Annotated in this window: 16 protein-coding genes; 4 read left to right on the plus strand and 12 right to left on the minus strand. The window is 55.9% G+C overall.

Features of this window, described 5'->3' with window-relative positions; all coding sequences use genetic code 11:
• The first annotated feature begins 75 nt into the window (after nt 1-75).
• From speA to speB, 4 genes are all read left to right on the plus strand, one after another.
• Nucleotides 76-1,965 carry a biosynthetic arginine decarboxylase gene (speA, locus tag ACR3EJ_RS17885; RefSeq protein WP_170543145.1) on the plus strand — a complete coding sequence of 630 codons (1,890 nt, stop codon included), beginning with the start codon at nt 76-78 and terminating at the stop codon, nt 1,963-1,965.
• Between the two features lie 22 nt (nt 1,966-1,987).
• Nucleotides 1,988-3,211: a saccharopine dehydrogenase family protein gene (locus ACR3EJ_RS17890; RefSeq protein ID WP_170543143.1), complete on the plus strand. Its 1,224-nt coding sequence runs from the start codon at nt 1,988-1,990 to the stop codon at nt 3,209-3,211.
• Between the two features lie 106 nt (nt 3,212-3,317).
• A complete protein-coding gene (gene nspC / locus ACR3EJ_RS17895) occupies nt 3,318-4,487 on the plus strand; it encodes a carboxynorspermidine decarboxylase (protein WP_170543141.1) in 1,170 nt (389 codons plus the stop codon).
• Entirely contained in the window at nt 4,484-5,326 is an 843-nt protein-coding gene (gene speB / locus ACR3EJ_RS17900; protein WP_170543139.1) for an agmatinase, read from the plus strand. Before nspC ends, speB begins: the two co-directional genes overlap by 4 nt.
• Here the strand turns inward: speB and ACR3EJ_RS17905 are convergent.
• The 12 genes from ACR3EJ_RS17905 to gntH all read right to left on the minus strand — a co-directional run bounded on the left by ACR3EJ_RS17905 (nt 5,323) and on the right by gntH (nt 24,525).
• Nucleotides 5,323-5,913, minus strand: coding sequence for an HD domain-containing protein (locus ACR3EJ_RS17905; protein WP_170543137.1), 591 nt, complete (start codon nt 5,911-5,913; stop codon nt 5,323-5,325). The genes speB and ACR3EJ_RS17905 overlap by 4 nt on opposite strands.
• A gap of 85 nt (nt 5,914-5,998) precedes the next feature.
• Complete coding sequence (lptF, locus tag ACR3EJ_RS17910; protein WP_170543135.1) at nt 5,999-7,132, minus strand: LPS export ABC transporter permease LptF; 1,134 nt, start codon at nt 7,130-7,132, stop codon at nt 5,999-6,001.
• A 72-nt stretch (nt 7,133-7,204) separates the two neighbouring features.
• Nucleotides 7,205-8,620 carry a flavin-dependent monooxygenase QhpG gene (qhpG, locus tag ACR3EJ_RS17915; protein WP_170543133.1) on the minus strand — a complete coding sequence of 472 codons (1,416 nt, stop codon included), beginning with the start codon at nt 8,618-8,620 and terminating at the stop codon, nt 7,205-7,207.
• A 4-nt stretch (nt 8,621-8,624) separates the two neighbouring features.
• The gene (locus ACR3EJ_RS17920; protein ID WP_170543131.1) at nt 8,625-9,935 is read right to left on the minus strand and encodes a radical SAM/SPASM domain-containing protein; all 1,311 of its coding nucleotides are present in this window, start codon (nt 9,933-9,935) and stop codon (nt 8,625-8,627) included.
• Nucleotides 9,932-11,692, minus strand: a complete 1,761-nt coding sequence (locus tag ACR3EJ_RS17925) for a ferritin-like domain-containing protein (RefSeq protein ID WP_170543129.1) — start codon at nt 11,690-11,692, stop codon at nt 9,932-9,934. The genes ACR3EJ_RS17920 and ACR3EJ_RS17925 overlap by 4 nt, the downstream gene beginning before the upstream one ends.
• Nucleotides 11,685-13,358 (minus strand): hypothetical protein, encoded by a 1,674-nt coding sequence (locus ACR3EJ_RS17930; RefSeq protein ID WP_170543127.1) that lies wholly within the window; start codon nt 13,356-13,358, stop codon nt 11,685-11,687. The genes ACR3EJ_RS17925 and ACR3EJ_RS17930 overlap by 8 nt, the downstream gene beginning before the upstream one ends.
• Nucleotides 13,359-13,397: 39 nt before the next feature.
• Complete coding sequence (locus ACR3EJ_RS17935) at nt 13,398-14,963, minus strand: FAD-binding oxidoreductase (protein ID WP_170543125.1); 1,566 nt, start codon at nt 14,961-14,963, stop codon at nt 13,398-13,400.
• Nucleotides 14,964-15,086: 123 nt separating this feature from the next.
• Nucleotides 15,087-18,392 (minus strand): adenylate/guanylate cyclase domain-containing protein, encoded by a 3,306-nt coding sequence (locus ACR3EJ_RS17940; protein ID WP_480423209.1) that lies wholly within the window; start codon nt 18,390-18,392, stop codon nt 15,087-15,089.
• A 940-nt stretch (nt 18,393-19,332) separates the two neighbouring features.
• A complete protein-coding gene (locus tag ACR3EJ_RS17945; protein ID WP_170543122.1) occupies nt 19,333-20,592 on the minus strand; it encodes a HupE/UreJ family protein in 1,260 nt (419 codons plus the stop codon).
• A gap of 4 nt (nt 20,593-20,596) precedes the next feature.
• Entirely contained in the window at nt 20,597-22,366 is a 1,770-nt protein-coding gene (locus ACR3EJ_RS17950; protein ID WP_170543121.1) for a hypothetical protein, read from the minus strand.
• On the minus strand, nt 22,317-23,126 hold the full coding sequence (locus ACR3EJ_RS17955) for an OprO/OprP family phosphate-selective porin (RefSeq protein ID WP_260024736.1): 810 nt from the start codon (nt 23,124-23,126) through the stop codon (nt 22,317-22,319). Before ACR3EJ_RS17955 ends, ACR3EJ_RS17950 begins: the two co-directional genes overlap by 50 nt.
• 64 nt (nt 23,127-23,190) lie before the next feature.
• Nucleotides 23,191-24,525, minus strand: a complete 1,335-nt coding sequence (gntH, locus tag ACR3EJ_RS17960) for a guanitoxin biosynthesis MBL fold metallo-hydrolase GntH (RefSeq protein WP_170543119.1) — start codon at nt 24,523-24,525, stop codon at nt 23,191-23,193.
• Nucleotides 24,526-24,656 lie beyond the last annotated feature (131 nt).

The raw sequence follows: 24,656 nt of genomic DNA on the forward strand, positions 1-24,656 counted from the left end.
TATGCTTGGACGAATCGAACCGCTACCGTATTGGCAGGCGCGAAACCTGCACCCTGATTCCAAGGATAAACCTGATTGAAACAACCGCCCATCGCACCGCATTCCATCTACGGGGTTGAGAAATGGGGCAAAGGCCTCATTGAGGTGACGGATCAGGGCGAGATCGGTCTACGTAATCCGATGGTTCCTGATGCCACTGCGATTAGCCTACCGGGTATCCTAAGTGACTTGGATGATCGGGGCATCAAGGCGCCGATGGTGCTACGTGTGGCGTCTTATCTGGAACATGAGATCGCGCATTTGAATGAAAGTTTCCGCGACGCAATCAAGCGCGTGGACTACAAAGGCCAATATCGAGGCGTTTTCCCGATCAAGGTGAACCAGCAGGCTCAGGTCGTCGATCGTATCGTCGAGTTCGGCAAGAAATACAACTATGGGCTTGAGGCCGGTTCCAAACCCGAACTGGTCGTCGCGCTAGCCCACCGCTTGGCCTCTGAAGCGTTAATTGTCTGCAATGGCGTCAAGGACGCCGAGTTCATCCAGCTTGCGATCCTCAGCCGCAAGATCGGTTTCAATACGGTCATAGTTCTGGAAAGCCCAAAAGAGGCGGACACGGTTATCCAGGTCTATAACGAGCTTGGCATCGAGCCCTTGATCGGCGTACGGGTCAAGCTGACCAATCAGATCAGCGGTAAATGGGAAGAAAGTTCGGGCGACCGATCCGCCTTTGGGATGAACACTGACCAATTGGTTGCCACAGTGGATAAACTGCGCGACGCCGGCCTGCTGCATTGCCTGAAGCTGCAGCACTCACATCTGGGCTCACAGGTACAGGACGTCAACGACGTGCGCCGCGCTGTAGGCGAGGCGTGTCGCTACTATACCGAACTCATGCGCGAAGGCGTACCGCTCACTCATTTGGACCTGGGCGGCGGTATGGGTGTGGACTATACCGGCGAAAAGAAAGCCGCAGAGAATTCAATCAATTACACGGTTGAAGAATACTGCGCAAACGTGGTCGAAACTGTGGCCTATGCCATGGACGAAGCTGAAATCGATCATCCTACGCTTATCACTGAAAGCGGGCGGGCAGTCGTGGCCACATCTTCGATGCTGGTCTTTAATGTTCTGGAGAGTACGCTTTACGACGCCCCGACCGGTCCCGAAGTCGAAGCTGATGATCATCATATGGTCTCGGATCTCGCTGCAGTTCATGGCTATCTAAGCAGCGATCGGCTGCAGGAATGCTGGAACGACGCCACCTTCTACCGCAACGAGCTGCGCGCGCTCTTCCGGCGAGGCTATGTCGACCTGCGCCAGATGGCCCGTGCTGAACGGATCTACCTGTCGCTTATGGCACGCCTCAAGTCTCTGGCTGCAAATGATGATCTGGAGTCGGATGTGGACGACCAATTAGAGAAAGTGGCCGATATCTACCACTGCAACTTTTCACTGTTCCAATCCCTTCCTGACGTTTGGGCCATCGATCAGCTTCACCCCATCGTCCCGCTACAAGGCCTGAACCAAACGCCTGATCGCCGCGCCGTTCTGTCAGACATCACCTGCGACAGCGACGGCAAGATCGACCGGTTCATTCTGGCCGACGGTGTCTCACCCAGTTTGCCGGTGCATTCCCTGCCCGAAGATGATGAGTACTTCATGGGTGTCTTCTTCGTTGGCGCTTATCAGGAAACCTTGGGCGATCTGCACAACTTATTCGGCGATACCAACGTCGTCACCATCGATCTGCGTGCTGACGGAGGCTTTGATCTGCTGCACGAACAAGAGGGCGACACGATCAGCCAGGTCCTGTCTTACGTGGAATTCGACCCACAGGATTGCGTCGCCGCCTTCCGCAAAATGGTGGACGAGGCGATCTCGACCGGTACTCTGAAAGCCAAGGACCGCAAAACCCTGATGAGCGCCTATCGCGACTCGATCAACGGCTACACCTATTACGAATAACCCCTTGAGAGGAGACGACCCCATGGGTTCTTTGAGTGGAAAAACACTGGTTGTCGGCGCGGGCGGCGTATCTCACGCCGCAGTGCACAAGATGGCGATGAATTCGGACATTTTTACCGAAATCACCCTGGCCAGCCGCACAAAATCGAAATGCGACGCCATCGCCAAGGCGGTGAAAGAACGTGTGGGCGTGGACATCAAAACCGCCGAGCTGGACGCCTACAAGGTCGAAGACACGGTCAAGCTGATCAAGAGAACCGGTGCCGAAATCCTTGTAAACCTCGCCCTGCCCTATCAGGATCTGGTGCTTATGGACGCGTGCCTTGAGGCGGGCATCCATTATCTCGACACCGCAAATTATGAGCCCGAGGATGAGGCCAAGTTCGAATACCACTGGCAGTGGGCCTATCAGGATAAGTTCAAAGAGGCCGGTCTGACAGCGATCCTCGGCTCTGGCTTCGATCCGGGCGTGACCAGCGTATTCGCCACTTGGCTGAAGAAACATAAGCTGGACACCATTCGTCAGATCGATGTGCTGGACGCTAATGGCGGCTCGAACGATCAGGAATTCGCCACTAACTTCAACCCCGAAATCAACCTGCGCGAAGTGCTGGCCGAAGTACGTCACTGGGAGAACGGCGAATGGAAACATTCCCCCGCCATGACCCATAAGGTCGAGTTCGACTTTCCTGCCATCGGCCCCAAGAACATGTACCTGATGTATCACGAGGAACTGGAATCACTCTCGACCCACTTCCCCGAAATCGAACGCGCCCGCTTCTGGATGACCTTCGGCGATGCCTACATTACCCACGCCAAAGTGCTGGAGAATGTCGGCATGACCCGCATTGATCCGGTGATGCATGACGGCAAGGAAATCATCCCGATCCAGTTCCTGAAAACTCTGCTGCCTGATCCCGGTGACCTGGGTGCTGAAACCAAAGGCAAAGCCTGCATCGGGGACATCGCCACAGGCCAGGCCAAAGACGGCTCGGGTGAGAAAACCTATTACATCTACAACATCTGCGACCACGAGGAATGCTATGCCGAGGTCGGCAGCCAAGCCGTCAGCTACACCACCGGCGTACCCGCGATGATCGGTGCCGCACAAGTGCTGAAAGGCAACTGGGTGCAGCCCGGCGTCTGGAACATGGAACAGCTCGACCCGGACAACTTCATGGACATGCTGAACGAACACGGCCTGCCGTGGCAGGTCCACGAGCTCGACGGCCCGGTCGAGTTCTGATCCCTCAGGATCGGTCTGAGCGACCGTCCTGCTTCATCTGGCCAAAAATATCCCAGGGGTACGGGGGCAGAGCCCCCGGCCTGTCTACCCAACGGAGACGCCGGTTATGTCCGACATGATGACCACGCAGGCCGGCGACGCCGGAGCCTTCCGCAAATTCGATCTCAGCCGGGTTCCCACGCCGTGCTTTGTGGTCGACGAAATAGCCGTCGAGCGGAATCTGAGCATGCTCGCCGAGATCGGCAACCACTCAGGCGCGCATGTCCTGAGCGCGCTCAAAGCCTTCTCAATGTTCTCGCTCGCCCCATTGGTCCGCCAATACCTCGGCGGCACCTGCGCGAGCGGTATCTATGAGGCACGTTTGGGTCGTGAAGAATATGGCGGCGAGGTCGCGACCTTCTGCGCCGGGTACAAAGACGCAGACATAGATGAAATTCTCACTCTGTCCGACCATATCATCTTTAACTCTCCGGCTCAGAAGGATCGCTTCCTCTTCAAAGCCCAGGCAGCAGGCGTACAGGTTGGCCTGCGTATCAACCCCGAGCACTCCGAGGGTGAGATCCCCAAATACGACCCCTGTGCGCCTTGCTCACGTCTCGGCACGCCTGTCAGCCAACTGACCGCAGACGCCCTGACCGGCGTCGATGGGTTGCACATGCACACACTTTGCGAACAGGGGTTCGAGCCCCTGCAACGAACTTGGGACGCTGTGGAACCCAAATTCGCCCCCTTCATGGACCAGCTCAAGTGGCTGAACTTCGGCGGCGGCCATCATATCACCCGCGATGACTATGACCGCGACGGGCTGGTGGCCTTCATCAAAGCCATCCGCGCAAAACACAACGTCGACGTCTATCTCGAACCCGGGGAGGCGGTGGCGTTGGACGCGGGCATTCTGATCGGAGAAATCCTCGACCTACCAACAAATGGCATGAACCTCGCAATCACCGATATTTCGGCCACCTGCCACATGCCCGACGTGATCGAAGCGCCGTATCGCCCCGCCCTGATGGACGAGGCCGCGTCAGGCCATACCTACCGTCTGGGCGGTCCGTCCTGCCTCGCGGGTGACGTGATTGGCGATTACACTTGGGATCAGCCTCTGGAGATCGGCCAGCGCTTTGCTTTCCTCGATCAGGCGCATTACTCGATGGTCAAGACCAACACCTTCAACGGTGTTCCCCTGCCCACCATCGCCTTATGGAACAGCGAAACAGACGAACTGAAAATAATCAAACAGTTCGGCTTTGACGACTTTAAGGACCGCCTTTCATGAGCATTTTTCTTGATAGTGAACTGACCACATCCGAGCGCACCGAGGACGCCCGCTTCCGCGTGATCCCGGTGCCTCTGGAGCGCACGGTCTCTTACGGATCCGGCACCGCAAAAGGGCCTGAGGCGATCATTGAGGCCAGCAACGAGTTGGAGCGCATCACCGGCCACGCAGAACCTTGCGTAGACGGCATTTTCACCGAAAAACCCATCGATTGCGACGCCGCCCTACCTGACATAATGGAACGCCTCGCCCAACGCACCGAAGCTGCCATCCGTGCGGGCAAAGTGCCCGTGACCTTAGGTGGAGAACATTCGCTCAGTTTTGGCGCAGTGATGGGTGTCGCCCGTGCGCTCAACAAACCCATCGGCATCGTCCAGGTCGACGCCCATGCCGATCTGCGCAACGCGTATCAGGGGGAAAAGCACTCCCACGCCTCGGTCATGCACCTTTTGGCCGAAGAAGGCATCCGGCTGGCGCAATTCGGCGTTCGTGCCTTCTCGACCGAAGAAGCGCAGAGCCGTCTGAAGAACCGCGTTTTCCATGTGGACGCCGAAGAATTGGTGACTGGTAATATCCATTCGGTCGACCTGCCCGAGGATTTTCCCGAACTGATTTATGTCAGCTTTGACGTGGACGGGCTGGATCCATCACAAATGCCTGCGACCGGCACGCCCGTACCCGGAGGGCTGGGATACTATCAGGCGCTGCACCTGGTCGAGCACGCCCTGAAGGGCCGGAAATGTGTGGGCTTCGATGTGGTCGAGTTGGCCCCAGACGGCAATGCCGCCTGGGACTTTACCGCCGCTCAGATCGTCTATCGACTGATGGCCGCCTGTTAACCTTCAGACGTCTCGTTCAACTCCATATGCCCCTCGCCCTTGTTTAAGACGCGGCGTAGCATGGGTTCAAAGAACTCCAGCGGCTTTGTTGGATAATCAGGGTCAAACGCTTTCTGATCGTATTCGTGGCAGAAATATCGGCAGTCCTCCCAATACGGGCTGTCGCGATACTTGTCGCGCGCATTCCGGTCACCACCGAGATGGTGATTATAATAATATCCCTGGAACACACAGTGGTGCTTGAGGATCCAATGGGTTCTCTCGCTTACATATGGCTTCATCATCGCAGCTGATAACTCACCGTGATTATAAGGCGACAGGATATCACCCGTGTCATGGATCAAAGCTGCTACAACCAACTCTTCATCGGCACCATCCTCATAAGCGCGTGTCGCGGCTTGCAGGCTGTGTTGGTAACGATTCACCGGATAAGGCGTCCAGTCTTCGTCTAGCGATCGGATGGCATCGAGAATACGATCTGGCAGAGCCGCGTTATAGGCCTCTTCATACTCCATGACCGCATCCCAATCGGCCTTCGTTGCCTCTTCAAAACTGGTCCAGGTGGGTTTGTGGGTTTTGTCCAGCATGGCGCGCTCCTGTGGCTGCTTTCGCGCCTAGATTAGACAGACCGATCAACAACGCAAAAGAATTCGACGCGACAAACGCCAAGTATCATACAGAGGAAATGGCGCCGTTGCCGGATGATTTACGGAACAAGGGGCGTCCGGCAATAGTCAGGAACAAGCCTGACAATGTGACGCCCAGTATCGCCGGAAGGTAAAGCAAAATCCACAAACGTGGATCTCCGATCACAACAGGTGAAACAAACCCCCTTACGCCTTCCAACAATACGAGAATCGTGAAGGCTCCGAGTATCTGGGGCCACAAGCCAAAACGCGAAAAACTGCCGAGCATGAGCGCCGAATAGCCGACCAAGGCAACCGCAATACAAATGGCGATCCATGAGAATCGCTGATGCAGTTCATCAACCAGATGCCCGACGCTGTGGTCATCTTTCACGGCAACAGCTTCCCGATCCCAGATCAGCTCGATCGTAGGTATCGCCTCAAGGCTCCGGTGGCCCATTTCCGAGTTCAGTGTCAGCTCTGAAATGTCGTAGGATGCATCTTCGAACAACGTTGATGACAACGTGTTGCCAGCCTCATCAAATCGCAGCGCAACCCCGTCTAGCATAACCAGATGAATGCCTGAGGTCTGGTTGACCAGATAAGCTGTGGTGCTGGAATAGCTGACGGGATTTATCGCTTCTCGCCGGTCCGAAACAAAGACCTCGCGCAGCGTACCGTCCAGATCGATGCTGCCAATGTAAATTGTTACACCGTCTGCCGGGTGCAGGAATTCGCCTTCATTCAGCAGCTGAGCGGTCACATCACCAGAGACTTCATCCTGTCTTTTTTCCAGCTGATCAACCGATGCAGGCCGAAGAAACACACTGATGACCGCCATTATCAACCCAGCGCTCAGCCCGAACATCAAAACCGCGCGCGCCAGACGCCAAGGGCTCGATCCGGTCGCCAGCATCACCGTCATCTCACTTTCCCGGCTCAAGCGGTTGGTCGCGTAAACAGCGGCAGCAAACACCGCCATCGGCATAACCGTCCGGATCAGTGTCGGTAGGGTTAGCGCGGTGAATTCCAGAAACACCATTGCAGACTGGCCGCCGCTGATCACGCGGTCAAACAGACTGACCGAACGTGTGATCCAGAAGACACCGACAAGGACCAGTGTGAAAAAGCCAAACAGCACCAGCAATTGCCGCAGGAAATACCCATCAAAACGCGACATGCGACCTCTTGTTACTTGGCGGTTGGCGTTGCGGCGAAGCTTATGCCATTCGGATGGCAGAGGGAACCGTGATTAAGCCCGATCAGTTGCCGGGATCAGTATGCGATGGTGCCAAAGCCAGTCCAGAATGCGAGCCGCTCGTTCGGCATCGAGTATATCTGACCAACATGTAACGATCTTGCTCGCGTTTTGTGGCCAATGTAAGCGCTGCAACAGAAGGCCAAGCGAAGCACCCTCGAGATTTGCGACAGGCCGCTGCAGATTTGGGTGCTTCAAAACAAGTCCCGGCTCAATATGCGCGGCGACCTGAACCCCAGACGTAATCAGCCGTGTTTTCGACGACAGGGTCAGGGGCAAATCATTGCGCAACTTCTCTGGGTTAGGGTCGGTTCGAGGCGATTTGAGCCAGTCCAACGGATGTGCCCGCTCGGCCCAGAACGGCGAAGGACTGACCGCATGCTGCCTCGCATAGAAATCCGCCGACAGCGCGGCGTGGGTCTGTACACGCTCAAACTGGCGGTCTGCGTAGAAGGTCAAAGCCAGTTCGCTGTGTTCGGGCGTATCCAGCAGCGTGTTTATCACTGCTGCGGCCTGCACTGCCTGCCCCATGGCCAATTGCACCCCTTGCGATGACAAAGCGTCGACCGAGAAACTGGCTTCCCCGACCCGCAGAAGATCTCGCGCCGGAGGTGTGACCTCGGTTCGGCTGGTTGCGTCCACCCTCCGGACTGGCCCGATCCGGCGCTGTTCCAGACATGGGGATAACAAGGTCGATTGCGCCAGCAGGTTCAGGTAAAGATCGCGCCGGTCCGCAGGTGAAAGCCCTGTGCAGCTCTCGGGTTCAACAATAACCATTGCATTGACCACCCCACCCGGCAACAGCGCACCCCAGTACCAGTGCGACTTGCCTGCTTCGACCCGCGCTTGTGGGCCGAAGCCTGGGGGAACCTGCCAATAAGCATAGAGCGCCAATAGAGGCTGAGAGGCCGGGCGAAACCTGCGGCCCAGCCCGGCTTGTCGGCCTGCGGCATCCAGAAGGATCCGAGCCTGAACCTGCAATGCTTCCGTATCGGTGCGGACCGGTATTTCCCAGCCTGATCTATCGCGCATCGGGCGGTATGCCCGTGCGGGCTGGATGATCTCAACTCCCGCCGCCCGCGCGGCCCGCAGCAGTACCGCATCAAACTGGCCTCGATCCACTAATAGACCGGGGTAATCGCCGTCAGCACCGCGACGCTCGAACGTTCCGGCCCAATGCAGGATCGATCCGCTTGCGCGCAGAAACCCGGCTTGCGCCACGGTTTCTTCGACGCCCAGAAGGTTCAGGATCGGCCAGATTGATGGTGGCAGAGATTCTCCGACATGCTGGCGCGGAAAAGTTTGTCTTTCGATCAGGCAGACGCGGCGACCCAGTTGAGCTAACCTCAGCGCCGCCGCACTGCCTGCTGGGCCGCCACCGATTACGCAGATTTCAGTCTTGATGACCATCCTATCAGGCAGAGGCCGCCTGCGTAGGCACGCCAAAATAATCGGGCCTCGCTTCGGACAAGCGGACATAGGCCTGAAGGCAATAATGCAGCCAGCCGCGAATGTAGTCGCAGGCAGGGCGTCCGCGGTGGATGACCTCGTGATGACACCCACCGCCACATAGATACCGCGCCCAGCACGTATTGCAGGGTGACTGGGTGTGCACGTGACGGTCCGCCAACCAGTTTTCGCGTCGCAAGTCGGGGCCGTCATAAACATCGCCCATAGCTCCGGCTTCGTCCTCGACAAAGCGATGGCAGGCAAACAGGCCGCCATCGGCGGACACGCCGAAATATCCGCCCCCTGCCCCGCAAGCATAGGGGCGGTGCGTGCCGCGATGAATTTCCTGCATCGCCGCTGCCATATTCGAGAACGGATAGCGCCTCCCTTCGATTACCGCAGCCTCGAACACTTCACCGCAACGGATCATCTGAGTCAGCATCTCGTCCAGATCATTGCGATCCAGCTCATGTTGACCATTGGGCGAGGTCAGCATCGGCGAGAACCCGATGGAGTGGAAACCCATCCCCACGAACTGCTCCAGCGTCTCTGGCAGGTTCAAATTCTGCGGCGTGACCGTCACCCGGGCACCGACCTGCATCCGGTGCTGTGCGGCCAGAAGGGGTTCGACCCGTTTCAGGATCGTGTCAAAACTGCCCCGCCCTCCTCGATTTGGGCGCAGTTTGTCATGAGCCTTGCCCACGCCATCCAGACTGATGGTGATAGCAAATCCATGTGCCTCAAAGAACGCCGCGTCTTCTGGGCGTAGCAAGGTCCCATTGGTGGTGATCGAAAAACCGACACTCAACCCGTTGGCCTGCGCCTGTTCGACGGCATATTCCGTAGCACGCTGCACCAGATCGCGGTTGATCAGAGGTTCTCCACCCAAATAGGCGAGGTTGATCCGCACACCGGGTTCGGACTCGGCCACCAGCCGATCGACCGAGGCTTTGGCGACCTCCCACTCCATATTCCGCGCGGGGCCGCCAAATTCGCCACCCGCCGCATAGCAATAGGTGCAGGCCAGATTGCATTTCTGCGCCACGGCCAGCGACAGCGAACGCGCGGGCATGTCTAGTGGCGGTGTATCGTCGATGAACGGCGTGCCATCCAACCCCATGGACCTGATAAAATCACTTTGGTCAGGCTGGCTCATCACCACGAACCGGCCCGCCGTGCCCTCGGGGACGTCGAAGACGCGCGAGCCATCGACGACGAGCATGTGATCTCCATGCCCTGTTTCGAAGAAATGCACCTGCGCGGCGGGTGGGATCACGCCTTGCCCTCCGTCCAGAAGGGAATGCCGATGCCTTTGGCGGCCAGCGCTTCGCCTTCGACCCGGAACAGCTTCATGTCATCGCGCACCTGCTGGATAAAGGTCTGGGACTCTTCGAATTTGCCATCCGCTTCAAGCGTATAGGCATTGGCCAACCCATCCTTGACCTTAGCGTAGAGTTCCAACGCTGTTTTGGCCTGCTCTTCGGTCCCGACCTTAATCGGGCGCAAGTAAGCAGGAGTACCTTCGCCGGTATCGTACTTGGCCAGAACATCCTTCATCTGGCTAAAGCGCAGGAAATGCTCGTCCCCGTCGGTGTCGATCCGCACCGCCAGCGCATAGAGGCGGCGTTCGGGGAATAAGTCCTCCTGCTCCAGCGTTGCAACACATTGCGCATAAGCGCGGTCGATAAAGCCGCCGGGGCGCTCGATCTCGATGAAATCCGCAAGCGCCTCAGCCGTCAAAGGACGCAGCGCGCGCGGCTGCGTCTTGCCCTTGCCGGCTGGCAGGGTTTCAGACGGGGTCAGGATCGGTTCATACCCTTCTGGCTCAAGCTCCCACAGCAGTTGGTTCGCCCAGCGCATATGGGTCATCTCGCCAATCGCGACCTCCAGCACCGAACGCCGAGCAAAGATCAGGTCGTCCTTCAGCGTCGGCCATTTCTGGGTGTCCGCCGTTTCGGGATCCGCCAACGAGAAATAGGCATAGAGATATTGCAGGCTCAGCGTCATCTCCATCGCGGCCAAACGGGTCTTGAGGTCATTGATCATGTCCTCAGGCGTCTCGTAGGGACAAACACCCGGCATTTCGGGATCAACCTCATAAACCTCGCCCGTTTCGCGGCCTTCGACGACGATGGGCAGCTCGCTCCACATCTGATTTACCTGATAGTGGTCGATCTGATAGGGGCGGTTCTGTTCCACCGTATTCAGCGCCGCAACATTGCCGGATGGAGATTTGTCCGAGCGCAGCCAATCCAGATAGGTTTCGGCTTCGATCGGGTTCTTCGACTGGCCCGATGGCAGCCGGTCGTCATGTGCTACCTCGGCCATCACCACATCGGGGTGGTTTGAGGGCCAGTAGTGGCAGCCGCAATCGCGGAAGTCATGGGACCACGGATTGCACAGGCTCTGCGTCAATTCACCGGGGTCATAGGCTTCGCTGAAGACCCCCGCCTCGGTTCTATACTGGCGCCGAAATCCGTGCAGGACCACCTGCTCAGTATCCACGATGCCTTCGTGATTGCGCCGCTCCAGAGCAATACTGACCGGTTTGTCATCGCCATGTTCCAGACTGCGGATAAACCGCCAGATCATCAGCCCGTCATAGGGCGTGCCGTCTTCCTCCTTGAAAGTGATGCGCTTGCCGCTTTGTTCGACCCATGACAGGAACCAGCGCCCTTGGCTGAGCTTTGCGCCCACGTCGCCGCTGTAGGCCTCCAGCAAGGTCTGCACCCATTCTTCGGGGCTGTTGTCAGGCAGCATCGGGTCGTAGAAATAATCGACAAAGACCAGATGGAAGCCCTGTGAATTCTTCGGCGCCTCGGGCACGGGGTTCAGCGGCACGCGCGCGGCGTTGAACACCAGACCGGGGAAAAAGCGCCGATCAAGGTTGCGTACATCCATTTCCAGACCGGGAAAGCAATTGCCCACCGATCCATCCAGTCGCGTGTTGTCAGGGTTGCCCGGTACCTTATAGGCCGCGCGGGCGGTCAGGTTGCGGGGTTTGACTCGGATTTGGCCGGGTTGATCAGACATTCTGAGCCTCCGATTCCTGTGCAACCAGATATTCGATGAACGAGATCACCAGATGATACTGCCTGCGCGACAGCGACAGCGGGTAATAGTTGGAATCACGCATATAAGGCGGCATCCGCGCGTCATGCATCGAGTCGCGGATGATCCGGGGATCGCGGAACTCCGGGTTCGGGGCCTGATCGGGGTTCGGGTCAGCCTCAAGCTCGGTCAGGATGCCATAGGGCGGGCGCAGCAGCGTTTTAACGAAATCCGGGCGACGGCGCAGGAAATCCAGCAGATTCGCCTCGTCGATCAGTTGCTCATGCACAAACTTCGTCGCCACCGTATAGGGCAGCCGGTCATTGGGCACGGAGTTCGAGAAAACTGAGATCGGCTGCGGCCGGATCAGTTCGTCGATCTTGTCCGGCGGCCTTGCATCCTCCTCCGTCATGGATTTCGCATCAGTTGACGGCAGGCCGGGCGTCGCCAGCATCCCGGTTTTCGCCTGCAGTTTGGCATTATCCTTCAGACCTTGCGCCCGGATATCGTCGAGGTTGATCAGGCTGTTAGTCTCGAAGGCACGGCGGAAGATATCAACCACCTCGTCCTTGGCCTGTGTGTAGTTGTCTTCTGTGACCGAAATCAGCGACAGATCGCGATCGGCCAGATCGTCCTCAAGACTGTAGAAGGGCCGCGCATCAGGCGCAAAATCAGGCGGGCCGGTCATGATCGTCGCGCGCGCGGTCAGACGCTCGCCGCGTACGGCCAGCGTCGCCTCAATTACACCATCGCTGGTGTCATCGGCCACACCCCAGGACTGGTCATTGCCGACGCGGGCGCCATCATAGCTGTCATGCGGCTCGGGATCGTCCGAGGTGCCGGACATCATGATCCATTTCGACCAAGGGGTGTCGGGGTTCAGGATACGGTTCTGTTCGGGCACGATTTCGTGGATACGACCATATACTGATTTCGGTGGGTCGTTCTGGTATCCCGGCACGGCCAAGGTTGCCGGGCCGTAGGCGGCATCGGGCGGGCCATAGACTTCGCCCTTCGGAGGCATAAAGCGCAGGCGCAGGATACTGCGGTCTACGAACTCCCCTTCGACCGGTTCGTCATGACCCTGCACCGGATGCATCACGCGGATCGAGCCCAACGGGATCGGGTTGTGCTCGTAGACCATCGGCTGCTGTTCCGAGGTGTAGGGGCTAAAAGCCAGCAGGGGTTTCGGGGCGAAATCCTGCCCCGCAATCTCGACCCGAGCGCGAAATCCGCAGGCCGCATCCCCGGTCCGACGCTCGGCCTTAGTATTTCCGACGGTGACCGAATAACGCACATTCTGCAGCGACAGCCCCTGATCGTCGAGCAGATCCAGCGTCAACGGCGTCTCATATTCCTCGCCCGTCTCGGCGTCATGCATCCGCGCCCACAGTTCAAAGAACGGAGCAACCGGGCGCAGCGCGCCGCCTTCGTCGCGAAAGCGGATCATATCGGGGTCGGGAAGATAGGCCGAAACGCTGCCATCTTCGGCTTCGCGCAGGGTTATGTTCGAGCGGATGACCGTCTTGTTGTTGCCATGGGCGTCTATGTCCTGCTGCCACTCATAGCTTTCCAGCGGTGTTTCACCCGGTCCCAGGCGAGCAACGGCCATGGGTGGCAGAAAGAAAATCTCTCGGATCGTGTCCATGCTGGGCCCTCCCCCGTTTGGCCTTGGCTGCCCCCTCTTTCAGGGGTTCGAATAGTCTTGGTATGTGATCTTCGGATCATCAAAGATAGGTTTCGATGTGTCGCGGACGATGTCGGACGGCGCATCGTCGGGCACCGGAGAAATGCTCTGCTGATAGTGGAAGAAATTGCCCGGATCGAATTTCCGCTTCACGAACAGCAACGAGTTGAAATATTCGCCCCAATATTGCCAGCGATAGTTCTTTTGCGTCCGACGGGGGTAGTTCTGATAGACCCGGTCAATGAAATAACCTTCCTCGGTCATCAGCTTCATGAAGCCGTCGAGCCAAGGTACCACCACCTCTTTTTCCTCTTGCGACAGCCAGAACACATCAACATAGAAGTTCAGCGACACATCACGGTGAATAAAGGCATTGCCCTCTTTGCCCAGTGGCATCCGGTTGATCGCGCCGCCATAGGGTTCGATCGCAACCGCGCCATAGGCGTTGGGCGTGCTGTCGAGGTAATCCACGACGCGCTGCCATTCAGCCACACTGAGCTGACGCTTGACATACCCGGCCTGTTTGTCCTCGCGGGCCTGATCGGGCACAACGGGGATGTCGTACTTGTCGTCATAAAGCCACGAATTGATGTCCTGATAGGTGCCGTAGTTCTGATCGTCAGAGCCCATCTGCCCGCCGATTTCTTCGCTGAGCAACGGTTGGATAAATGCGTTGCCCTCTTCGGCCGTCCCATCATAAAGCGCCGACACCAGCAGCACTTTCTTATCGCCCTGAAAAGCAAGGAAAATATAAGCTCCGAACCGATCATCATCGCAGGTACTCATATAATTGGCCTGAAGGAACTCCAACGCCTTTGCGGCTTTGTCCAGCGGCCATGTGACATGGCAGCCCCAGACCATATACAGCGGGTGTAGCTGGTATCGGATCTCCAACAACACACCAAAGTTGTTACCTGTTCCGCCCCGGATGGCCCAGAACAGGTCGGGGTTCGTGTTTTTGTCCGCGATCACTATGCTGCCATCCCACAACATCACGGTTACGCCCAGGACATTGTCGCAGGCCATCCCGTAGCGGCGAGAAGTAAAGCCATAACCGCCACCCATCATGAAGCCTGCGACGCAGACATCCTGACAGGCCCCGCCCGGCACATGCAGGTGATAGGAATTCAACTCAGAGTTCAGCATCTTGAACGGCGTACCCGGACCGACATAAGCCATCGGCACCTCAGGATCGACGGTGACATACCGCATTTTGCTGGTGTCCAACACCATCTGGTTGTTGACCGAATACCCCGCCGTGCTGTGGCGACCAGACCGTGCCACAACCCACAAGTCGTGCTCACGCGCGAAAGCAAGACTGGCGCGCACATCCTGAATGGTCTCGCAATAGACGATAATCTCGGGGTAGTCCTGAAAGGCCGGATTCCAGACCTGCCGGTCATTGTTGTAGTCGGGGTCGGTGGGCAGAGTGACCGTTCCGATCAGTTTCTTTTCAAACGCGCGTATCTGCTCGGGCGTGATCGAGTGATATTGCTGCAGCGCCAGATCAGTGCGGCTTTGCGCCACAATATCCTTGGCCAGAAGCGTTTTGCTGATCTTCTTCATCGGGTCTCCTCACACCAAATGAATTGGTAGCGTGGAAACGCATATCCCCACGCCACAACTATGAATTTTCGGTATCATCCCATATCTGCCGCTGTCCAAGCTGGCAGCAATGGCCCCTGTCGGTCAAGTGGTCGTTTCCAATAACCCTCGTGCCTCTTCCAGATCCGCCAGATAAGCGTTCGATTCGAATTGAGACAAAGCGGTGTTAAGTGCATCGCCCGCAGGCTTTCCATGGTCGAGCCGCCAACGTGTCAGCGCAACCGCTGCACGCAGTTCGTACAAGTGTGCCCCTTGCCGTCGCGCCGTTTCGATCGACCGTAACAGCAAAGGCTCTGGGTCGCCCCCGGTGCCGGCAACAAAACTGGCTTCGATTCGCAGCTGTTCAGCTTCGGCCCATTTCTCTTCGGTTTCAGCCAGCATTTGCGCCGCGTGCGACAATGTCTGCTTAGCCGCTTTATGATCACCCGCGTTTATAAGAAGCTCGGCAATCAGAGAGGGGAAGAAACATTTGTAGTTCCCGGCCCCGACTGCCCACCAGTCCTCTGATGCTTGGCGTAGATCATCGATATGCGCAATATCCGAGGATTCGGTCGCGTTGGCCCAGCTTTCCCACAATCGTGCGATGGTGGCCATGAATGGCAGCGAATGCTCTTCAGCAACTTTGGACAACGCTTCGACATCCTGCTGCAACGCGGGTATGTCGCGTGCCAGCAGATGAACCTTACACATATAGACCAATATCTGCGCTACACTGTGGGCGTGCTTTAATTCCTTCGCCCAGCCCAAAGCCGTGCGTTGAATCTGCAAGGCTTCTTGGTGCCGCCCCATGAGGCAATAACACGTCCCCAGGAAGGCCGAAGTAATGGCGGCATGATCAGTCCCATAGACATAGGCCAACTGACTGTGTTGATCAAAATCATATAGCGACCAGGCCTGTTCGAGATGGGTTTTTGCCTTAGGCAGATTACCCAAATGCAACTGCACAGCACCCATTGCGCGATGGCCCACCATTCGGTGTTCAGTCCTGCCGCTTTCCGCCGCCAGATCAAGAATTTGCGACGATACATCTTGCGCCAACCGATATTCAGCCCGCACCAGATGGAAGGCATACAGCCCGTTAAGGACCGGAAACAGCCTGTCGGTCTCATCCGCTCGATGGCAGAGGTCTCGCAACCGCCCATACGCTTCGCCTGTGGCATCCCCTGAGATACCGCTGGTTGACCGCAGCACTCCGGCGCGCAGGATTTGAATATCAATCTCTTGCAGATCTCGATCTTTGCTTTTGGGAAGATCTGCCAGTTGATCCAGAGCTTTTGACAGATGCGTCAATGCCTCGGTTTGGGCCGAACGTTCAATCGCCCGCCGCCCGGCGCTTTGCCAATGCATCACCGCCTCATCCGCACGGTGCGCTAACGTGTAGTGCTGCGCCAGTAGCTCGGGTTGAGTCTGGGCAAGCTGCGGCTGGTTTTCAAGCAGCGCACCTGCCGCCCGGTCGTGCAGCACCTGCCGTTCCGTGCGCAGCAAGCTGTCATAAGCCATATCGCGTATTAATGCGTGGCGGAAGATGAACTCATCTTCTGCCTCATCCGGAGCCTGCAAAATGATACCGGCAGAGGAAAGCTGTTCCAGCCCAGCCTCCAAGACCGTTGGTGACAAAATTGAGACCGAGGCCAGCAACGCGATTGAAAACTGTCGACCAAAGACAGCACCAGTTTGTGCAACCTCTTTGGCGGTTCCCAGCCTGTCCAAGCGCTCCATCAAAGAATCCTTGAGCGTATTCGGCACAGAAAGCGCTGGCAGTGGACCGCGCAAGGCATAACCCTGGTCGGTCAGTCTTAGTTGTCCGGATTCCAGCAGGCCGCGCGTTACTTCCTGAACGAAAAGCGGAATGCCATCGGTTTTGGCCGCGATCAGATCGCAGACTTCGGCTGGAATAGAATTCCCTCCTGCCACTTCCGCCACGATCTCGGCAATGTCCCGGTTTTCCAGACGCTTCAGCGGCAAGTGCAACGTATTGTTATGGTGCCCCCAGCCTGGATCAAATCCGGGGCGAGCGGTAATAACAATCAAAACCGGCAAATCCCGAATGCGCTCGATCACTCGGTCGGTCAGCGACAATGTGGTCGGATCGACCCAATGGGCATCCTCAAACAACAGTAAGACAGGTTTCTCACGGGCCAACGCTGCTAGTTGCTCGGTCACTGCGTCGAGCGTCTGTTCAAGTTTCGCCTGTGGCGGCAGATCAAGCGGACCTAATGAAGCGTCCGCTTCGACACTCAACAAATCGGCGATCAGGCGCACATGCGCGCGCGGATGATGTCGCAGGAGGTAGGAGAGTTTCCCGAGCTTCTCGTCGTCGCTGTCGGTTGGCGTGAACCCCGCTGAGCGCTCCAAATGCTGAATGATCGGATAAAGCGCCGAGTTGGCGTGAAATGGTGAGCACTGAAAGTTGAGCCGAAGGGCGCCTTGATCCTCCAGCTCTTGGCTTAACCCCTCGATCAAACGTGATTTGCCAATTCCGGCCTCACCAGAAACCAACACAGACTGACCGGCACCCTGACAGGCCTCTCGCCACTTTTCGATTAGTTTACGAAACTCGACCTGTCGCCCGACAAGTCTCCCGGCCCCGGCATCCGGCATAATGTCAAATCTACGCTCGATCCGAGCCTGTCCTGTAACTGTCCAGGCCTGGACCTGCTCCGAAAATCCTTTCAGTGCGAATGAGCCCCGATCCTCCAACTCAAATGCATTGCCAATCAATCGCCGGGTCGAAGGGCTGATGATCAGGGTATTTGGCTCGGCCAACGCCTGCAATCGAGCGGCCAGATTGGGTGTGCGCCCCATAACCACGTCATGTTCTTTCAGCCCTTCGCCGTGTATCTCGCCCACAACGACAAGGCCCGTCGACACCCCGATCCGCGCGCTCAGTTTTTCCTGACCTTCGATGCGGGCCAGCCCGCCCAGAATATCCAGTCCGGCATGAACAGCCCGTGACGCTGCATCTTCAAGCGCGTGAGGGTAGCCGAAATAGATCATCGCCCCATCGCCCATGAAGCTTGCAACATGGCCACCAAACCGAGCTACTGAGGTTGAGCAGATTTCTTTGAACCGTCGCAGCAGCTCACCCAGATCTTCCGGGTCCAGACGTTCTGACAGGGCAGTCGATCCAACGAGGTCAACAAACATGACAGTCAGTTGCCGTCGCTCAGCCACAATCTTCCCATGGCCATGAATAGGTGCCGGATTCGCCTCGCGCGCCTGACCCAAAGCTGCCGTCAGTCGGCGCCTCGGACCCAACGGTAGCCCCATATCTATCAGGTCGTGTTCAGAGAGATGTACAAGATCAGCCAGAGAGACCTCGTTGGCAGCAAACACAGGGGCGTACTTGGTCAGCCCGAGCCCTTCAAGAAATACGTCGATCTCTGCCATTATCCCCATTTGCCCCAGATTGGCTCCGGGCTCCCCTACCCGGTCAGGCTTATTGCCAGCAGCACAAAAGTCGAGCGACCTTAGCACGTTAGGCGGACAACCCTGATGGCCTCTCCGCAAGCCTAGTTCAAGCTTTTTCTTTCTCGCCCTAAACGTCAAGAGAATTGAGTCTGACGTACGCACCAAATGCACGCGTCTATCGCAGCGACATCATGATTTGAGAGAGTGGCAGGGGCAGCAGGGTTCAAACCCGCGACCTACGGTTTTGGAGACCGTCGCCACAACCTATCCCCAAGTACTTACCCATATTAAGCATCTGTTTTTCAACGACTTTACGTACTTTTAAATATCCCGCAATCGGCGCACATACACAATTTTCCGCACAAGAAACGCACAAAATGATGACACGACTTAATGAGAAGAAGGCTAGTGAACTTAAGCCCGCCAAAACCGGATATGAAGTTCGCGACGAAATCGTTCGAGACCTGGTATTGAGAGTCGGGAAAAGGCTCAGTCACGTGACAGGGTACTCTCCATAAACGAATGGCAATCCATTTGGACTGCATCCTTCCAGCTAGAATATCCGTTCGGGCCGTTCATTAGGACGCTTATGCTAACTGCTCAAAAATTGAACAACGTCGCCCAAATGCGATGGGATGAGATTCAAGATGATTTTTTGGACTATTCCTCGCGAAAAGATGAAAGCAACCAAAACCTCCGAAGCAAAAGCCCACGAAGTACCGTTTTCGAAAGCTGTTTCGGACTTGATAGCCAAACAACCAAACAGAAGGCCGTTTTCTTTTGTCGAGTAGCAACCAAAACCGGACATTTAATCCAAGACTTTGCAATTTGAGTGACACGCAAAGAACTGACCGCACATCGGCAAAATCCGCGTGTCAGATTGCCAACGGCTGCGTGCTCTATGTCAACAACGCAATTGTCAAAGAAAAAACTCTGCCCGTTCCACTACCCAAATCATTGCGACCAGACTTGCGCACGCTGCAATCGCGGCGCGAGAGCCGACCCAGATACGACCAGGTTGTTTGCGCAACAACAACACAAGGGGCCAGACCAACAAAACGATCATGACTTGTCCAGCCTCTACTCCAACATTGAAGGCCAGCAAGCTGTGCCAAACGTTTGGTGCATCAACTCGAAGAATTTGGTGCAACATGAAGGAGAAGCCAAACCCGTGCAGTAACCCAATGCCCGACGTGATGGCAAAGGCCTTCAGGTCGCCGTGTCCTTTCTCTGGTGGCCAAACCGCCATTGCGGCTGCGTAGATTATTGAAAGTGCTATTGCCAATTCGACAGTTGGGATAAACCACGCTCCGCTCGGCGCGAAGCCAAAAAAACCCAAAATCAGTGTTACCGTGTGGCCCAAGGTAAAGCCTGTGACGCGAGCGAGTAGGCTGTGCAAGTTTAACGCACCGATGATCATGCAAAGCACAAAAAGAACATGATCGGGACCTTCCAAAATATGCCGAATTCCCTCAACAAAGAAAGTCGAAGCGGCTGCGGTCGCTGATCCGGAAACATCAACCGGGGTATGCATCAAGCCCCGCGCACGAAATGTCCGAACATCCTGCCCGTTATAATCGAGGATCAGGTTCGCCGTTTCTTCTTGTCCAGGAAGCCCCGGATCAGAAGTGTAGGATAAACTGTATGCTCCAATCTCTCCCGTCACAAAGCGTAGATGAACGTCAACCATCACCTCGCCAACATAAATCTCTTCGGCTGTTAGAAAAACATCTCTTGGCAAAAGCGCCGCGCGTGCCTCATTAAGCGTAGCAAATCCGGGCTCTTGCCCCAATGGATGCAGTCTTATCGAGACGATTACTGATGTTTGTCGGTGACCATCGATAGACAGTACAAGGCTGTTTCCAGCAATACGAGCCAAGCCGATTGGGTCTTTGTGAAATGCGGCCTGATCCAAGTAGTGCATGAGCACGCCATCTTCGATCTGATTGTATGTGTACGGAGCGGGTGCAGGCAAACCGTCCGGGCCTTCGGGACCGACGAGCTCCGCAACCAAATAAGGCATCGGAAGGCGCAAATAGACATCTAGGCCATCTTCCGAATGGGCAACATGATGGATACGGACATTCTGGTTTAGATTGAAATGCGCCTCTGCTCTGCCTGAACACAAAAAGATCATGGCAAACAGGAACGTTGTATATAACAACCTCACGATAGCCACTGAATTACCCTCCTGTTTTGGCGCTAATAATCGTCAGGTCATCGAGCATCCAATGGTCGCCATGCCGCGAAACATCTAGCAAGCCACGATAAGAAACCGCTTGCCTATGTAGATGCCCCCAATGACCTCCGCTTACACGGGCAGTCCAATTGGCGAGGGCCTGATGCTGATTTCTGTCTTCGCCAGGCGTGAAGCTCTCGACATTCAGGTCTGAAATCGCTTCGACGCGAGCCATAGCACCAGAGGGCAAGGTAACTGACAAGCCACGACGCATTTCTGCTTGAACCTTGTCGCGATTAATTGCTTCGACATATGGCTCCATCGCACCTAAGGCATTATCATCTCGCGTCTCAAGCATCGTAGTTCCGATGTTGGTCACTAGCCCTTCTATGATTTGACGCGTCGCGATGTCATCCGGCTCGGGCGCTGTCGACGGGTTGTTCAGCCAATACGTGACAATCGCAGCGGCACCGAATGCCCCGGTCAGGCCAAGCAAGATCAGACGCTGACTATTTGCACGCTGCAACGAGTAATAGGCGCATATCAAACACAGGAAACCTAAGCCGAACGCAAACGAGGGCACCTGTGTTACACCCGCGACTTTGACGACAACCGGGCTCGTCTTTGGGTTTGTCCAAGTTTTCAAGTGATTATTCCAACTTACAACTGGATCGGATTCATAAATCTGCGAGGGGACTGCCCCTGCCGGATCGGAGATGGTGATCGGAATAATATCCAGACCATCTGGAAAAAGTTCCCATGCCAGATCAACTCGGTTCGGCAAGGTCTCAACCGGATAAGAAAGGACAACGCCCAGTAACAGCGTCTTTCGGTTTGCCTCCGCCTCATCCGGAAGAACACGCAAGCCTTCGGCCCCAACTTCGATACGTGAGACCTGTACCGTTTCCGGTTTCATCGGCTTGCCGTCTACAGCTAGCGGGTTTCTATTCGCAAGAAAGTCCGATACGCCAGACTTGATCCTGGCGACATCATCTGGAGTTAATCGCTCTGCGCTTCCCAAGCCCAGATCGGCCCAAGTTTCGAAATCTTTCAAACGCAATATGATCTCGTGCCGGACGACACGCGGCTCCATGGCTAGGAACGACATCATAGGGGATTTGTGGTGACGGGTGAGATTGGGGTTTTCAAACCTTGTAAACCACGGATCGTTCCAATCTGGACGCATGGTCTCAGCCTGAGAAAGGTAACGATAGTCTGTCACCGGAACACCCATGTGCTCGGCCACAACGCCAAGTGAAGCCAAGGGAATCCCATCTGAATTCAGCGGGGGAATGAACGTGATCCGTTCAGGCTTGCCATTGAACGGAAACTCCATATCCACGTAAACGACATTTTCGCTGCGCGGTCGCGGTCGATACTGAGCGCTCGCTGCTGTTTGCCGGGTAATTCTAGGGCGCACATCAATCGTATTCGTTGTGCTGGCCAGTTCCTCTTCATCTGCCCAGACTTGAAGGTTTTGACCCGTACGCTCAGCCAGCGACGCACCTGAACCATCATCAGGAATGACGAAAATGGGATAGTCGCCCAAATCGACCTCAAGGATAACGCGAACATGATCAGGCTGTACCGAAAGCTCAACAAAGTTTGGGGCGGTTTCTCCGCCGTAGGGGGACACGAGATCAGCAATCGATTGGTTAGCGCCAATCGCCCAACTTGCGAGCGCCGCGCCCACCCAAACCCATGTCTTGCTGCAATCGCCGACCTTAGAAATGAAACGCGACGGCAGCATAGATACCATTCTGGTCAACATCATAGGCAAACTCCCCACCCGAGCGGTCAGTGGAGTAATCAATTCCATAGAACTGATAGCCAAACCGCAGGGACGTGTTCTCCCAGCCTTTCCAGTCAAAGCCAGCCAGAAGCAGGTATTGCAGGTCATCGCCATTCACGCCGAACCCACTCAGTTCGGCACGGCTGGCGAAGCTCCATTTGTCGTTGATTTCCATCGCATAGCGGAGCGCGATCATCGGCTCGAACCAATCCTCTGTTCCGCCCAGCGTCATACCTGGGCCGGGGCCCGAAAGGTCGATCTCTTGTTTAAGGCGGTTCCACTGTACGCCAATTGCAGCGTCTGCTGCATAGCGTCGACCCGAAGCATTGACCCCGTTCGCAAATCGGTAGGCTCCCTGAACATTTACAAAGGTCTGCCGGACATCAACATCGACGTCTACTCGTCCGCCTGGCAGGGTTCCGTCTTCGCCAAGCCTTACATAGTACACTTCCGAGATGATCCCGAAGTCGCCGTTCCAGCCTTCGTAACGTACCGAAGCTGCGCCCTGTAGCACGTCCAGTACTTCGCTCAGACTCAGATCCAGATCGACGCTTGTTCCATCTATAGTTGATGTGCCCGTAGTGCTGAGCGGAAGGAACAGATAAGGGGTGATCGAGTGCCGCCAACCACCTTCATCATCTTCAGAACGTGCAAGAGACTGGGCGTTGGCGGCATGAGATATCGCGACAAGCAACCAACCAACACAGACCAAATAGCGAGAAATCAATGAGGTATATCGCATAGAGAGCTCCGATCAGATTTGAAAGAACCGGCGCATGTTAAAGTCGCGCCGGTCAAATTTGATATTAGTTGTCAGCAGGATAGGTAAATTCTTTACCCAGTACTTCTGAAGCTTCCTCATAGATTGGACGCAGTACATCGTCCACGTCCCAAGTCCCTTCCGCAATAAACTCAGAGTAGTTCATTGCTTCTATGGGAACGCCACTAACTTCAGAAAAGGCTGCGCGATCTTCATCTAGCTTAGGAGCAATTGCGGGCGATGCCAAGGGCGGTGACCAAGTATGGTGATCTACTATGGCGAGCCGCTCTTTGATGTCGTCTTTCGTGACGTTCCAAACCATGTAGTCTTCGGCGAGGCTCAGCGGTCCATCGTAGGTGGATCGAATACGATCATAGACCTCAGCGGTTGTGTCGTGATCCTTGAAGAAATGATAGGCGACCGCATGGCGGGGTTGGATCGAGCTCATGATCTTGCCGAAAGCCTCTGGCGCCGTGTGGATTTGCGTACCTACTTGCAACGCGGCCTCGGGGGTGAAGCCCATTTTTTCAACTAGGCTAGGCACTGCAATAAAGCACTCATGGATCACGAAGTCAGCGTCCCTAGCGTACTCGTCAAACCACTTGTTGGGATAGGTGTCCGAACTGAACACGAACTTCAGGTCGTTCCATTCAAGAGCATAGCTTACTGGGCCGTCTATCGAGTGAATTGCAGGGAAAGAGCGAATTACGACCCCGTTCTCCTCGTACACAACTTGGTTTTCAGCCATGTAGTCGAACTCATTGACCTCAATCACAATACCTCTGGTGTCGGTCTGGCCAACACGACCAGTAATATCCCACAACAGCATTTTTTGCATCGCGTCCATCGCCGCCGCAGTTCCAAGTTCTGGGGTAGGCCCGCTGGGCCCCCAAATACGCAGCGGAACATTTCGTCCCATAATCATCCCGCCAACATACAAGTCGATCAAGTCGCCGAAATGGTCGGTATGCAGATGCCCAATGAACACCTTGTCGAGGTAGTTGTATGGGATCTGCATTGATGAAATCCGCTCTGCCGAGCCGGAGCCAATGTCGAACAAGAACTTGTCTCCGTTGCCCAGTTCCACAAGGAAACACGCAGCAGCCTGAGCAGCTCGCGTTGTAGGCATTCCAGTTCCACACGCGATGACCCGCATCTCGTCTTCGGCGAGATCTTCAGTATTGGGGTAGTACACATCGCGTGGACGATCACGCACCATTGTCGGAGAAACTTCCTCCGTTTCCTGCGCGTATGCTGCCGAAGGAGCGACTACATCTATTAACGCATCAGTAATCGCTTGAGGAGAAACAGCCCAAGCGCCAAATATCACACCAATTGCGAAGTGCTTGCTAAGTCTTCTGTAGTTCATACGTTGGGCCATGTGTAATCCTCCAGTCGCTTAATAGATTGGCAAGCTGGCACTGCGGAGTTTCGCGCTCCGGCTCGCTGTTTTGGTTACAAGGTTATGGTTTAAGAGACATTCACGTAAGTGACTCACGGTGAATACAGGGT

Source organism: Ruegeria sp. AB11, from assembly GCF_056536325.1.